Origin of the sequence: Actinopolyspora sp. BKK2 (assembly GCF_011291845.1) — a bacterium.
GTDB classification, from domain to species: Bacteria; Actinomycetota; Actinomycetes; order Mycobacteriales; family Pseudonocardiaceae; genus Actinopolyspora; species Actinopolyspora saharensis.
Map to the genome: position 1 here is coordinate 166,767 of NZ_JAANTE010000009.1, position 14,027 is coordinate 180,793.

Here is a 14,027-nt window from a genome sequence, read left to right on the forward strand (position 1 = left end):
GACTGTCTGCCACCCGGGCCCTCCGCGTGGCTTACTTCCGTTGCTCCGGCCCGGCGGCATCCGGATCGACGGCCTCGTCCGCGTTACGAGCGATGGCCACCAGCGAGTTGCCCTCACCGAGATCCATCAAGCGGACCCCCTTCGTCTGCCTGCCGGCTTTCCGCACCTCCTTGGCAGCGGTGCGAATGACCCCGCCCGTGGAGGTGATCGCGTAGAGCTCGTCGTCGAGTTCGGCGATGAGCGCTGCCACAAGCCTGCCACGTTTTTCGTCGTGCTGAATGGTCAACACACCCTTACCTCCGCGACCCTGCACGGGGTACTCGTCGATCGGGGTGCGCTTGGCGTAGCCGCCCTGGGTGGCGACCAGCACGTACCGGTTCTCGCGGACCACGCCCATGGCCAGCAGTTCGTCGCCCGCGTTGAACCGCATGCCGAGCACGCCCGAGGTCGCCCGCCCCATGGGGCGCAGCACCTCGTCGCTGGCGTTGAACCGGATGGACTGCCCCTCGGCCGAGACCAGCAGCAGGTCGTCCTCCGGCGAGCAGAGCACCGCTCCGACCAGCTCGTCACCGTCCTTGAGGTTGACCCCGATCAGCCCGCCGGAGCGGTTGGAGTCGAAGTCGGTGAGCTTGGACTTCTTGACCAGCCCCTTCTTGGTGGCCAGCACCAGGTACGGCGAGACCGTGTAGTCCTTGATCTGCATCACCTGGGCGATGTGCTCGTCCGGCTGGAAGGCGAGCAGGTTCGCCACGTGCTGACCGCGCGCGGTGCGGTTCGCCTCCGGCAGCTCGTAGGCCTTCGCGCGGTAGACCCGCCCCTTGTTGGTGAAGAAGAGGATCCAGTCGTGCGTGGAGCAGACGAAGAAGTGCGAGACGATGTCGTCCTGCTTCAGCGCGGCGCCCTGCACACCCTTGCCGCCGCGCTTCTGCGCCCGGTACAGATCCGTGCGGGTGCGCTTGGCGTATCCCGTGCGAGTGATGGTCACCACCACGTCCTCATCGGCGATGAGGTCCTCCATGGAGACCTCGCCCTCGTACGGGACGATCCTGGTGCGCCGCTCCGTGCCGTGCTTGTCCACGATCTCCATCAGCTCGGCGCGGACGATAGCGCGCTGCCGCTCCGGCTTGGCCAGGATGTCGTTGAGATCGGCGATCCTCGTCTCGATCTCGGCGAGCTCGTCGACGATCTTCTGCCGCTCCATGGCGGCCAGCTTGCGCAGCTGCATCTCCAGGATCGCCGTGGCCTGGTCCTCGTCGATCCCGAGCAGCTCGATCAGACCGGTGCGCGCCTCGTCCACGGTCGGCGAGCTCCGGATCAGGTTGATCACCTCGTCCAGCTGGTCCAGCGCCACGGCGAGCCCGCGCAGGATGTGCGCGCGCTGCTCGGCCTTGCGCAGCCGGAACTTCGTCCGCCGGACGATCACGTCGATCTGGTGCCGCACGTAGTGGCGGATCACCTGGTCCAGGCGCAGCGTGCGCGGGACACCGTCGACCAGGGCGAGCATGTTCACGCCGAAGGTCGTCTGCAGCTGGGTGTGCTTGTACAGGTTGTTGAGCACGACCTTCGGGATCGCGTCCCGCTTGAGCGTGATCACGATGCGCATGCCGCGGCGGTTGTTCGACTCGTCCGCGATGTCGCTGATGCCCGAGAGCTTGCCGTCGCGGTGCATCGTGGCGATGTTCTCGATCAGGTTGTCCGGGTTCACCTGATAGGGGAGCTCGGTGATCACCAGGGCGGCACGCCCCTTGGCGTCCTCCTCGATGTCGACCACGGCACGCATCCTGATCGAACCGCGACCGGTGCGGTAGGCCTCGGCGATCGCGTTGGTGCCCATGATCAGCCCGTCGGTGGGGAAGTCAGGGCCCTTGATCCGCTCGATCAACGCCTCGAGCAGCTCGTCGTCCTCGGCCTCCGGGTTGTCCAGCGCCCAGACCACCCCGTCGGCGACCTCGCGCAGGTTGTGCGGCGGAATGTTGGTCGCCATCCCGACCGCGATACCGCCACCGCCGTTGACCAGCAGGTTGGGGATGCGCGACGGCAGCACGTCCGGCTCCTGGGTGCGGCCGTCGTAGTTGTCCGAGAACTCGACCGTGTCCTCTTCGATCTCGGACAGCATGCTCATCGCCAGCGGCGCCAGCCGGGATTCGGTGTTGTGGCTGATGAACCCGTTGGTGACGAAAGCGTGATCGTCACTGTCCACCCGGAGGCTGTAGACCGGTTGCACCCCCGCCTCGGTCACCGAATCGACCTCGGCGTAGTAGAACCTTCCGTCCACGAGTGGTTCGACGACGTCGAGGACCTCGCGGTTGGTTATACGGCTCGTGATCTCCTCACGATTCGTTTCCCACCGTTCGACTCGGTCGACGTTGTGCCGCCGCAGCCAGTTCCTTTCCGTCCAACGGTCAGCACCGTTCTCCCGGATGTAGTCCGCGACGAACGGAACGTAGTCGTGGCTCTTGGCCCTGCTCGACAGCGGAATCTCGTCGAGGATCTCGGCAAGCTTCCGCTGCTTGACGCTGTCGAATCCGACACGGGAAGCGAACAACCGCGCATCTCTGCGATTGCTGATCACGACCTTGTACTCCCCGCGGGCGTACTCGGAGATCGCGGACACTATGCCGAACTCGAGCAGCAGCTGCTGTACCTCGCTCGCCAACTCAGCACTGTAGGTGGAGTACGAGATCTGAATGCTGTTGCGCGGCAGCCCGGAGCACGAACCGTCACCGGTGAACAGCCCGACCAGGAAAGCTTGCTTGGTGTTCCGATCCCCGTGCCACACGAACTCGGGAACCGTCTTCTCCGCGCTCTGTTGACCGATCAGGTCCGCGAGCACGCTCCGACGAAGCTTCGACAGATCATGAACATCGAGCTCGTGGATGATGCTGCCGGAATCGATCTTCCGGGAGGAGACGTACCTCGGCCCACCGACCACAGCGTCGTAGAGGTTTACGACATAGCGGAAGAAGCTCTCGTCCAGGTTGTTGAAACCGGCACGGTTCTGCGAAACGAACCCTTCGCTGACGAAGGCTCCCGCCAGCAAAGCCCGGTCCCAGTCCCGCTCGTCCACGAGCGCATCGTCCTGCGGAGGCTCGGTCCGCTGCATGGCGATGTACTCACCGGGCTGGATCTCCTCGAGGAGCTTCCACACCAGCGTCGGGACTCCGAGCACCTTCGTCAGGCACAGCACGGGGTGGTTGTGCGTGCCGGTCAGCTCGTAGCCACCCTTGGTGCTCAACTTGAGTGTCGGGTGGCTCCCGGAATGGAAAAACTTCTCGGCCAGAACCGGATCACCGGAACGGCCCTGCACCTTGAGGTCGATCTCGTTGTCGCTGTTCGGTTCGGCCCCGCGGACGACGTCCGCGATTCGAACCGAGGCACCGTGCGCCAGTTTCACCCTGGTGTCACCTGCGACGCAGTAGCGCATGGCGGCGGCCGGATCGTTACCGGGGGAGCCGAAGTTGCCCTGGCCGTCGATGAGCACGTTGCGCATCGACCACGGCTGGGCCAGTCGGACCAGGGTGTCGTAGATCGCCGAGTCACCGTGCGGGTGGTAGTTGCCCATCACGTCGCCGACCACGCGCGAGCACTTCACGTAGGAGCGATCGGGCCGGTGTCCCGAGTCGTACATGGAGTACAGCACGCGGCGGTGCACCGGTTTCAGGCCGTCGCGCACGTCCGGCAGGGCCCGGGCCACGATCACGCTCATGGCGTAGTCGATGTAGGAGTTCTGCATCTCCTGCTGGAGATCGACCGGCTCGACGCGGCCACCCTCGGGAGGCAAGGTCTCGGTCATACCGTCCTTCTTCTCAGTGAATTGGCTGTGGCGGCCCGCCCGGACGATCCTGGATCGTTTCGAGCGGTCGCACGAGTTCGTCAGGCTTCGCTCGGAGTCCGTCCGGCGGCGGGATCCCCGCCCGGACGGACGCTCGTCGAAGTTCTCCGCTCGGGTGCGTTCCTCCGGTGCTCCGGCGCCGAAGCACCCCACCCGAGCCAACCGAGTCGCCGACCCGCTCAGACGTCGAGGAGGCGGACCCCGCGGGCGTTGCGGGTGATGAACGAGCGCCGCGCCTCGACGTCCTCACCCATCAGCACGCTGAACAGCTCGTCGGCCGTGGCCGCGTCGTCCAGGGTCACCTGCATCAGCACCCGGTGGTCGGGGTCCATCGTGGTCTCCCAGAGCTCGTTGGCGTTCATCTCGCCGAGCCCCTTGTACCGCTGGATCCCCTCCTCCTTGGGGAGCTTGCGCCCCTCGCTGGCGCCCTGCTCCATCGCGGCGTCGCGCTCCCGCTCGCTGTAGACGTACTGCGGCTGGGAGCGCGGCCACTTGATCTTGTACAGCGGCGGGCTCGCCAGGTACACGTGACCGTTCTCGATCAGCGGTCGCATGAACCTGAACAGCAGCGTCAGCAGCAGGGTGCGGATGTGCTGGCCGTCCACGTCGGCGTCGGCCATGAGCACGACCTTGTTGTAGCGCAGCTTGGACAGGTCGAACTCGTCGTGGATGCCGGTCCCCAGCGCGGTGATGATCGACTGCACCTCGTTGTTCTTGAGGACCTTGTCGATCCGGGACTTCTCCACGTTGATGATCTTCCCGCGGATGGGCAGGATCGCCTGGTAGCGGGACTCCCTGCCCTCCTTGGCCGAGCCACCGGCCGAGTCGCCCTCCACGATGTAGAGCTCGCACTCGTCCGGGTTGTTGGACTGGCAGTCCTTGAGCTTGCCGGGGAGCCCGCCGATGTCCATCGCGGACTTGCGGCGCACCAGGTCCTTGGCCTTGCGCGCGGCCACCCTGGCCTGCGCCGAGGAGACGGCCTTGTTGATGATGGCCTTGGCGTCGGCCGGGTTGCGCTCGAACCAGTCGCTGAGCCACTCGAAGGCCGTGGTCTGCACGAAGGACTTGACCTCGGTGTTGCCGAGCTTGGTCTTGGTCTGCCCCTCGAACTGCGGTTCGGAGACCTTGACCGAGATGATCGCGGCGAGCCCCTCGCGGACGTCGTCGCCGGTCAGGCTGCTGTCCTTGTCCTTGAGCAGCTTCTTGTCCTTGGCGTAGGCGTTGACCACCCTGGTCAGCGCCGCGCGGAAGCCCTCCTCGTGGGTCCCGCCCTCGTGGGTGTTGATCGTGTTGGCGAAGGTGTAGACCGACTGCTGGAAACCGCCGTTCCACTGCAGCGCGATCTCGACCTCGTGGCCCTCACCCGCGGAGCTGAAGCTCACGATCTTCTTGTGGATGGGCTCCTTCGTGTGGTTGATGTGCGCGACGAAGTCCTCGAGCCCACCGGGGTAGTGGAAGACGCGCTCGGAGGCCGCGGCCGCCTCCCCCGCGGCGTCCTCGCCCGAGGTGTCCTCGGCCGCGGCGCGCTCGTCGCGCAGCACGATGCGCAGCCCCTTGTTCAGGAAGGCCATCTCCTGCAGCCTGCGCGCGATGGTCTCGGCGTCGTAGCGCGTGGTCTCGAACGTCGCCGGATCCGCCCAGAACGTGATCCTGGTTCCGGTCTTGTCGGTGCGCTCCCCGCGCTCGGGGGCCGAGACCGGCTTGGAGTCCTGGTAGTGCTGCCGCCACACGTAGCCGTCCCGGAAGACCTCGGCCTCCAGTGCCGTGGACAGGGCGTTGACCACGGAAACACCGACACCGTGCAGACCGCCGGAAACCGCGTAGCTGTCGCCGCCGAACTTGCCGCCCGCGTGCAGCATCGTCAGCACGACTTCCAGCGTCGGTTTCTTCTCCACGGGGTGCTCGTCCACCGGGATGCCGCGGCCGTCATCGGTGACCTGCACACCACCGTCCGCGAGGAGGGTGACGGTGACCTCGCTGGCGTGCCCAGCCATGGCCTCGTCCACCGAGTTGTCCACAACCTCCTGCACCAGGTGGTGCAGGCCCCGTTCCCCGGTCGAACCGATGTACATGCCGGGACGCTTGCGGACTGCCTCAAGGCCCTCGAGAACGGTGATGGATGAAGCGCTGTATTCGTTCTTCTTCGCTGTCACGGGCCTCGGAGTCTCCTAGAGCCGAATTGCTTGAGTCTGGAGCCTGCGCGGACGGGATCGGCGAAGCCGCCGGCGCGGGCTCGGGTCGGACACGACCCCTGCCAATGCCCGACGCGACCGCCTCGCACGAGGCCGTCGGGCCGGACCCGTCACCATTCTACTGGTCGGCCATGTCAGGAACCCGCCAAGGACACCCCTGAATTGCTCACAGAGCTCCCGAAACGGATCAGGACACCTTTACAGGGCGGCGAGACCGATACGAAGATTCTGACCGCATCGACCCGCTCCGTCCGATCCCACCCCCGAACGGGGGAAGAGCGCGGCTCCACGAGCACGAGCACTCACCCGTAGGTGTCGCGCGGGCCCCTGCCCTGAACGTGTCGTGGACCATAACGCCAGCTCGGGGCCGCCGGGCCCTGCACCCTGATGCTGCGCACCAGCCGCTGCCCGAGCCCGTCGGAGATGCGCTGCACGATCTGACGCTGCAGCAAGCGCAACTGGGTGGCCCACGCCGTGGACTCGGCCTGCAGGGTCAACACCCCTTCGCGCAGCTCCACGGGCTTGCTGTGCGCGGCTATCTCGTCCCCGACCAGCTCGGTCCACCTGCCGAAGAGGTGCCCCCCGGCCAGCCGGTCCGACCAGCCGCGGTCGCTGGCCAACCGGGAGGCCAGCCGGCCGAATGCCTGCGGATCACGCTGATCGTCCTCCCCGGCACCGGACCAGCCGCGCCTCCGCCGGGAAGGAGCCCTCCTGCGCCCGTCCGGGGGACGCCCGCTCCCGCCGGAACGCTGCCTGGCCGCGCGCAGCGCCGCGCGGGCCAGGTCCTGACCGCTCGTGCCGTCCGCGCGAGCGGAGTCCCCACCGCGGCTCGCCCGTTCACCGGAACCGCCGGGACTGCCGCGACCGGACTCAGCGGTCTCCCCTCCGGAGGAACCCTCCACGGGACCACTCCCCCGTTCGGGTGCCTCTTCGGAGAACTCACTCGACATGGCTAACCTCCCCGTCACGCACGTCGAAACGAACGCCGGAAAGCTCGGTCGGCACGTCCTCGGGGACGGCCGCCGTGACCAGAACCTGCTCGGCCCCGGACACCGAGCGCGCCAGCCGCGCACGACGTCGGGAGTCGAGCTCGGCGAACACGTCGTCGAGGATCAGCACCGGCTCGGCACCATCCTCGGACAGCAGGTGGTAGGAGGCCAGGCGCAACGCCAGGGCGAACGACCACGACTCGCCGTGACTGGCATAGCCCTTGGCCGGGGTCCGCCCCAGCACGAGCTCCAGATCGTCCCGGTGCGGGCCGACCAGGCAGACCCCGCGCTCCAGCTCCTGCTTGCGCACCCGCCGGAGCTGCTCGAGCAGCGCCGATTCGACAGCGGCCGGATCGACCCGCTGCCCGCCCGGAGTCCCGCCGTCCGCGGGAAGGTCCTCCACGCTGCTCCGGTAGGCCAACCGCGCCGCGCTGGTCGCGGACTCCTCCGCGGCCGCGGGGTCCCCGGTTGCCACCTCCGCGTAGGAGCGCGTCACGTGCGGCTCCAGATCGGCGACCAGGTCCAGCCTGCCCGCGAGCAGCTCGGCTCCGCACCTGGCCAGGTGCCCGTCCCAGACCTCGAGGGTGCGCAGGTCGTCGGGTCCCGCACCCCGCCCGGCCGACTTCAGCAGGGCACCGCGCTGCCGGAGCACCTTCTCGTAGTCGGAGCGCACGCCCGCGTAGCGCGGAGCCCTGGCGACCAGCAGCTCGTCGAGGAAGGAGCGTCGCTGAGTGGGATCGCCGCGCACCAGCGTCAGGTCCTCCGGGGCGAACAGGACCGTGCGCAGGATCCCGAGCGCGTCGCGGGGACGGGTCGGTGAACCGCGGTTGATCCGCGCCCGGTTCGCCTTCCCCTGCGCTATCTCCAGCTCGACCAGCAGCTCGCGGTCCTCGTTGACCACGGCCGCCCTGGCGACCGCGCGCTGCGCCCCGTGCCGGATCAGCGGCGCGTCCGTGGAAACCCGGTGGGAACCGAGGGTGGCGATGTAGGCGAGTCCTTCCACGAGGTTCGTCTTGCCCTGACCGTTGGCTCCGATCAGCGCGGTGGCCCCCCGAGACAGCGGGAGATCCACCTGCTGCCAGGACCTGAAGTCGGTGAGCTGGAGATGGCGTACGTGCACGGCGGTCCTATGGAGCTCTTCCGGGGCGGCTGGCGTAGGTGCTCGGTCGACGGGACCTCTCGCGGGCTCCCGCTTCCGGGCGGGCCCGACCTCGAGCGGCCCACTGGCCACGTCGGCGTCGGGCCTCGTTCACGAGAGAACCACGACCACTCGGCTTGGCGCGGGGGACGTTCCGGCGCTGTCCGCGCGGAGGGGAAACCCCGGCCAACCCCTCAACTCGGCCGGAAACTCGAAAAGCGCCCCGGTCAGTCGTCGTTGGGCTTGACCGAGTGCCCGCCGAACTGGTTGCGCAGGGCCGCGACCGCCTTCATCGCGGGCGAGTCGTCCTGCCTGGAGGCGAAGCGGGCGAACAGCGCCGCGGTGATCGCGGGGGTGGGCACGGCGTTGTTGATGGACTCCTCCACGGTCCACCTGCCCTCGCCGGAGTCGGTGACGTAGCCCTGCAGCTGTTCCAGCTCCGGGTCCTCCTCCATGGCCCGGACCAGCAGGTCCAGCAGCCAGGAGCGCACCACCGTCCCGTGGCTCCACGCCTTGATCGTGCCTGCCACGTCGGTGACCACGTCCGAGGCGGCCAGCAGCTCGAAGCCCTCCGCGTAGGCCTGCATGAGCCCGTACTCGATGCCGTTGTGCACCATCTTGGCGTAGTGCCCCGCACCCACCGGGCCTGCGTGCACGAAGCCCCTGGCCCGCTCGCCCTCCGGGCGCAGCGTGTCGAACACGGGAAGCACCCGTTCGACGTCGGCGGCGTCACCGCCCGCCATCAGGCCGTACCCGTTGGCGGCGCCCCAGACTCCTCCGGAGACGCCGACGTCGACGTAGGAGATCCCGTACTCGGCCAGCAGCGCGGAGTTCTCCTGGTCGTCGCTGTAGGGGGAGTTCCCGCCCTCGATGACGAGATCGCCGGACTCGAGCAGCCCGGCCAGTTCGCGGATGGTGCTCTTGGTCGGTTCCCCGTGCGGAACCATCACCCACACGGTGCGCGGCGGCGAGAGTTTCTCCACCATCCCCGCTATCGAGGACACGTCGGTGACCTGCGGATCACGGTCGTAGCCGACGACCTCGTGGCCCCCGGCGCGCAACCGCTCGCGCATGTTGAAACCCATCTTGCCGAGGCCGACCAGACCCAGTTGCACCAAGAACTCCCTTTCACACTCCATTTTTCGCAAAAGGCGCCGAACCGGAGCGCTCGCGGGACGTGCCGCCACGCCCCGCGAGCACCCGGACGCCTCAGCTCGGCATCCGAACCGGCATGAGCAGGTACAGATAGCCGGGCACGGTCTCCCCCTCGTCGTCGACCGGCTTGATGACCGCGGGCCGGCTCGAGGTCGTGAACAGCATTCGCGCGCGATCGGTCTTCAGCGCGGCGAGCCCGTCCTGCAGGTACGACGGGTTGAACGCGATCGTGAGCGGTTCACCGTCGAACTCGATCGGCAGCTCCTCCTCGGCGCTGCCCTCGTCGTCACCTCCCGCGGTCAGCCGCAGGCTCGTCTCGGAGAACTCCAGCCGTACCTGGGTACCGCGCTCGGCGACGAGCGAAACACGCTTGATGGCGTCGACCAGCGCGCCGACCTCGACCACGGCCGAGGCGGCGTGCTCGTCGGGCAGCAGCTTGCGGTACGGGGGGAACTCCGCGTCGAGCAACCGGGTGGTGCTGCGCCGGGTCGTTCCGGACAGGCCGAGCAGCCCGTCGGAGGAGGCCAGGGAGAGTTCGACCGTGGTGCCGGAGCCGCCGAGGGTCTTTGCCGACTCGGAGAGCGTGCGGGCTGGCACCAGCACGGCCGTGTCCTCGGCCGAACCGGCCGGTTGCCAGTTCAGCTCGCGCATGGCCAGCCGGAAGCGGTCGGTGGCCACCAGCGTCAGCTGGTCCTCGTTGATCTCGACGCGCACCCCGGTGAGCATGGGCAGCGTCTCGTCCTTGCCCGCTGCCACCGCGACCTGGGCGACGGCCGAGCTGAAGGCGTCCCCGGCCACGGAACCGGCCAGCTCGGGCATCTGCGGAAGTTGTGGATAGTCCTCGACGGGCATCGTGGGGAGGCTGAAGCGGGAGCTGCCGCAGGAGATGCTCACCCTGGAGCCGTCGACGGTGATCTCCACGGGGCGCTGGGGCAGCGCCTTGGTGATGTCGGCCAGCAACCGCCCGGAGACCAGCGTGCGCCCGGAGGACTCGACCTCGGCGTCCACCCCGACCTGGGCGGAGACCTCGTAGTCGAAGCCCGAGATCGTCAGCTTGCCCTCGGTCTCGGCGTCCAGCAACATCCCGCCCAGCACGGGAACCGGTGGGCGCGAAGGCAGGCTGCGGGCGACCCAGGCGACAGCATCGGCGAGACCGTCACGTTCCAGACGGATCTTCATGAGTGTCCTTTCGGTTCCGCTCCCCTGGCGCTGCTGCCGAGGAGAGCCTGATCGAACGGGATGCGGATGTGCTTACCGCGGACCGAAGCGGGTTCGTGGCCGAGTCGTACCGAGGACCCCAACCGGGGTGGGTACTCCGCCGGCGGCTCTCAAAAGCTCGATGGGCCTTCCACGGTAGAGCGTTCGCTGTGTGCTCACTACGCGGGTCCGGGGCCAGTCGGGCGTGTCCGAGGGCGGCGGGAGGCGCTTGTCCACGTCCGCACGCGCTCTTCTTCTTCTCTTCTTCCCTATAAGGAGATTTAGAAGAGCAGTTACCGTAGTAGGGCTTGTGGATGTTGGGGACAAGCCGGTTTTTCGCAGCTTACTGGCTGTACACCGCTGTGGATGCTCTTGTGGGCAATCTGGGGATGAATCAGCTTCGATGTGGATTGATTTGTCCACAAGCCGAGCTGTCCACAGCTGAGGGGGGTTTGATCCACAGTCGATCCCCAGGATTTGCCCAGGTTGTCCCCACTGCCTGTGGATAACGCCGCTTCCCTCGATCAGGTTGTGGATAGATCTGTGGACATCTTGTGGGCAACTTGGGGAGCGCCTGTGGGCAACCCGGGAAGGTTTGTGTACAGCATGTGGGCGGTTTGGGCCCTGCCGCTGGTCAGCCCTGGGGAGCGTTGAGACTGTGCACAAGCCCACCTTCGAGTGATTTTCAGGCGGCTTCGGATGTGGAAATTCACATGTGGGTGATCTTTGCGCGAGCCCTTCACGGAAAGTGGCCCCACGGCTGTGCACAAGATCGCCCCACCCGTTTCGTCCGCTTTCGCGGTGTCCGCCTGCCGAGATCACCCAGTGCTGATCGAAGCTATACCGTGATCCACGTCTCCTCCAGCACTGATCACCGGCGTGTCCGCCGAAGATCCACGACTCCCGCGGTCACCTCCGACGGGATCAGGACTCGTTCGAAGGGGCCGGTCGCTTCCCGCGGTGCTGTGGACGCGCTGAGCGCTCGCCCGGCACGTGGTGCTGGTCGATGAGGGGCCGACGACGGGCGGCGGGACGTCCGGTGGCCTCGCCCGGTCTGCGGCGAGTCCCGCGCAAGGCTTGTGGAAGGCGCGGGCGGAAACCGCTCACCGGTGGAGTCGGGCCTGCTCACGGCCCCACCGGTGAGCTCGCGGCAGCGGTGGGTTCACCGGTTCACAGGAAGGAGGCCTGCTGCTTGATGCGCGCGGTCAGCTCCTGCACGTGGTCGTAGACGCGGCGCCGCTCGGCCATGGCCTTGCGGATCTTCTTGTCCGCGTGCATCACCGTCGTGTGGTCCCGGCCGCCGAAACTCTGGCCGATCTTGGGCAGTGACGAGTCGGTCAGCTCCCTGCACAGGTACATGGCGATCTGCCGCGCCTGGGCCAGCGCCTTGGTCTTGCCCGGCCCGCACAGATCGTCCACGGTCACGCCGAAGAACTCGGCGGTCATGGACATGATGGTCTGCGTGCTGATCTCCGGGGGCTGCGCGTCGTCCGGGATGAGGTCGCGCAGCACGATCTCGGCCAGCTGGACGTCCACGGGCTGCTGGTTCAACGAGGCGAACGCCGTGACCCTGATCAACGCCCCCTCGAGCTCGCGGATGTTGCGCTCGATGCGCGCCGCGATGAACTCCAGCACCTCGGCCGGGGCGGCCAGTCGGTCCTGGGCCGCCTTCTTGCGCAGGATCGCGATTCGCGTCTCCAGCTCGGGCGGCTGGATGTCGGTGATCAAACCCCACTCGAACCTGGTCCGCAGCCGGTCCTCCAGGGTGTGCAGGCTCTTCGGGGGGCGGTCGGAGGAGACCACGATCTGCTTGTTCGAGTTGTGCAGCGTGTTGAAGGTGTGGAAGAACTCCTCCTGGGTTCCCTCCTTGCCCTCCAGGAACTGCACGTCGTCGACGAGCAGGACGTCGACGTCGCGGTAGCGGCGCTGGAAGGCCACCTGCCTGTCGTCGCGCAGCGAGTTGATGAAGTCGTTGGTGAACTCCTCGGTGGAGACGTAGCGCACCCGCATCCCGGGGAAGAGCCGCTGGGTGTAGTGCCCGACCGCGTGCAGCAGGTGCGTCTTGCCCAGCCCGGACTCACCCCAGATGAACAGCGGGTTGTAGGCCCGGGCCGGCGCCTCCGCCCCGGCCACGGCCGCGGCGTGCGCGAAGCGGTTGGAGGAGCCTATGACGAAGGTGTCGAAGGTGTACTTGGCGTTGAGCCGCGTCTGCGAGGTCGGCGGGCCGTTCTTGGGTGCCGTGTACGGCTGGCCCTGCTGCTGCTCGGGCTTGTTCTCCCCGCCGAAGGTCGGCCAGATCTCGTTGGCCGCCTGGAGCGCTTCGCCCTCCTCGTCCTCCTCCTGCTCGGAGTCGCTCTCCGACTCCCCGCTCAGCGGGGGGCTCGTCCCGGCCGGGGTCGACGCCGCGGGGTTGCGGGTGGGCTCCTGCGGGGGCAGCGGGAGGCGTTGCTGCTCGGGAGGGCTCGCTGGTAAGGCCCCGCTGATCGAGCCCGTGTGGGCGGTGTTGCCGTAGTCCTCCGTCTCGTGGGGCGAGTGCGGGCGCGGCCGGGTCTCGCTCGGCCTGCCGTGCCAGCCCTCCGGTTCCCCGACGGGGGAGTGCCCCGGCATCGCCTGTGGATGGGTGGGCTGCTGGGTGCCGTAGCCGGTCTCGTAGGGCAGCTCGGCCTGGCCGAGGGGGTTGTCCTCCCGCTGCGCGGGTTCCTCCGCGGACTCGTTCCGGGGAGGCTCGTCCTCCGGTTCCTCCTCCTCCATCGACTGGGGGGTGACCGGGCGGGTCGGGGCCGGTACGGCGGTGTCCACCTTCACGGCGAGGGAGACCTCCCTGCCGAGCCTGCGCGAGAGCGCCTCGGTGATCGGGTCGCGCAGGGCGCGCTCGATCGCCTCCTTGGCGAAGTCGCTGGGCGCTGCGAGCAGCGCGGTGCCGTCGAGCAGACCGATGGGGCGCGTGACGCGCATCCACGCGCGCTGCTGGGGTGAGAGCGTTCCAGAAGACAGCTCGTGCACCACCTCGTCCCAGACTCTGCCGAGATCGGCTTGGTGGTCGGACACCGCTGAGCCCCCTCCCCTCGTTGGTGTGTGGCCGGTAGTGCCGGGCCGGTCGGTTCGTGATGCGGTTCTCGGGCCGCGCGTGTTCCGTGGAGACGGATCGATTCCGCTGTGCACAACGTGCGGGCGGGCAAAATATCCACATAGTTGTCCACAGCGCTGCCGAAGGTACGACAGACCGAGTGACTCTCGGTGCTCGGGGTTGCCGCAGGTGGGAGGTGAACGGTTTTCAAGCGTGTCGCTCCCCCGGAGGCAGCCTCGATCGTGTGACGTCGGGAGGTCGTTCGCGTGATGGGCGCGTCGAGCAAGCGGCGCAGCCGCCTTGTCACCACCCGATCCACCGGCGTCGGAGCCGGGCACCGGGCCCCCGGCTGTGTGTCCGGTGGCGCGGATAAGTACCCTCGTAAGGTCCCCCGCCACAAAGCGGGCGTTTTCCTGGTGCGTGTCAGCGACACTTCCTCGCGGCACGGAGCCTGGTT

The 14,027-nt window shown here is 67.8% G+C and carries 7 protein-coding genes; all 7 read right to left on the bottom strand.

Annotation, left to right across the window (positions count from 1 at the left end; genetic code table 11):
* Positions 1–31: 31 nt before the first annotated feature.
* Positions 32–3,793, bottom strand: coding sequence for an intein-containing DNA gyrase subunit A (gene gyrA, locus G9Q41_RS17955; RefSeq protein ID WP_165633041.1), 3,762 nt, complete (start codon positions 3,791–3,793; stop codon positions 32–34).
* Between the two features lie 218 nt (positions 3,794–4,011).
* Positions 4,012–5,985, bottom strand: coding sequence for a DNA topoisomerase (ATP-hydrolyzing) subunit B (gene gyrB / locus G9Q41_RS17960; protein ID WP_092525064.1), 1,974 nt, complete (start codon positions 5,983–5,985; stop codon positions 4,012–4,014).
* A gap of 341 nt (positions 5,986–6,326) precedes the next feature.
* A complete protein-coding gene (locus G9Q41_RS17965; protein ID WP_207631138.1) occupies positions 6,327–6,974 on the bottom strand; it encodes a DciA family protein in 648 nt (215 codons plus the stop codon).
* Complete coding sequence (gene recF / locus G9Q41_RS17970; protein ID WP_092525066.1) at positions 6,964–8,133, bottom strand: DNA replication/repair protein RecF; 1,170 nt, start codon at positions 8,131–8,133, stop codon at positions 6,964–6,966. The genes G9Q41_RS17965 and recF overlap by 11 nt, the downstream gene beginning before the upstream one ends.
* Positions 8,134–8,378: 245 nt before the next feature.
* A complete protein-coding gene (gene gnd, locus G9Q41_RS17975) occupies positions 8,379–9,266 on the bottom strand; it encodes a phosphogluconate dehydrogenase (NAD(+)-dependent, decarboxylating) (protein ID WP_092527791.1) in 888 nt (295 codons plus the stop codon).
* 94 nt (positions 9,267–9,360) lie between these two features.
* Positions 9,361–10,485: a DNA polymerase III subunit beta gene (gene dnaN, locus G9Q41_RS17980; RefSeq protein ID WP_092525068.1), complete on the bottom strand. Its 1,125-nt coding sequence runs from the start codon at positions 10,483–10,485 to the stop codon at positions 9,361–9,363.
* A 1,188-nt stretch (positions 10,486–11,673) separates the two neighbouring features.
* Positions 11,674–13,551 (bottom strand): chromosomal replication initiator protein DnaA, encoded by a 1,878-nt coding sequence (gene dnaA / locus G9Q41_RS17985; protein WP_165633043.1) that lies wholly within the window; start codon positions 13,549–13,551, stop codon positions 11,674–11,676.
* Positions 13,552–14,027 lie beyond the last annotated feature (476 nt).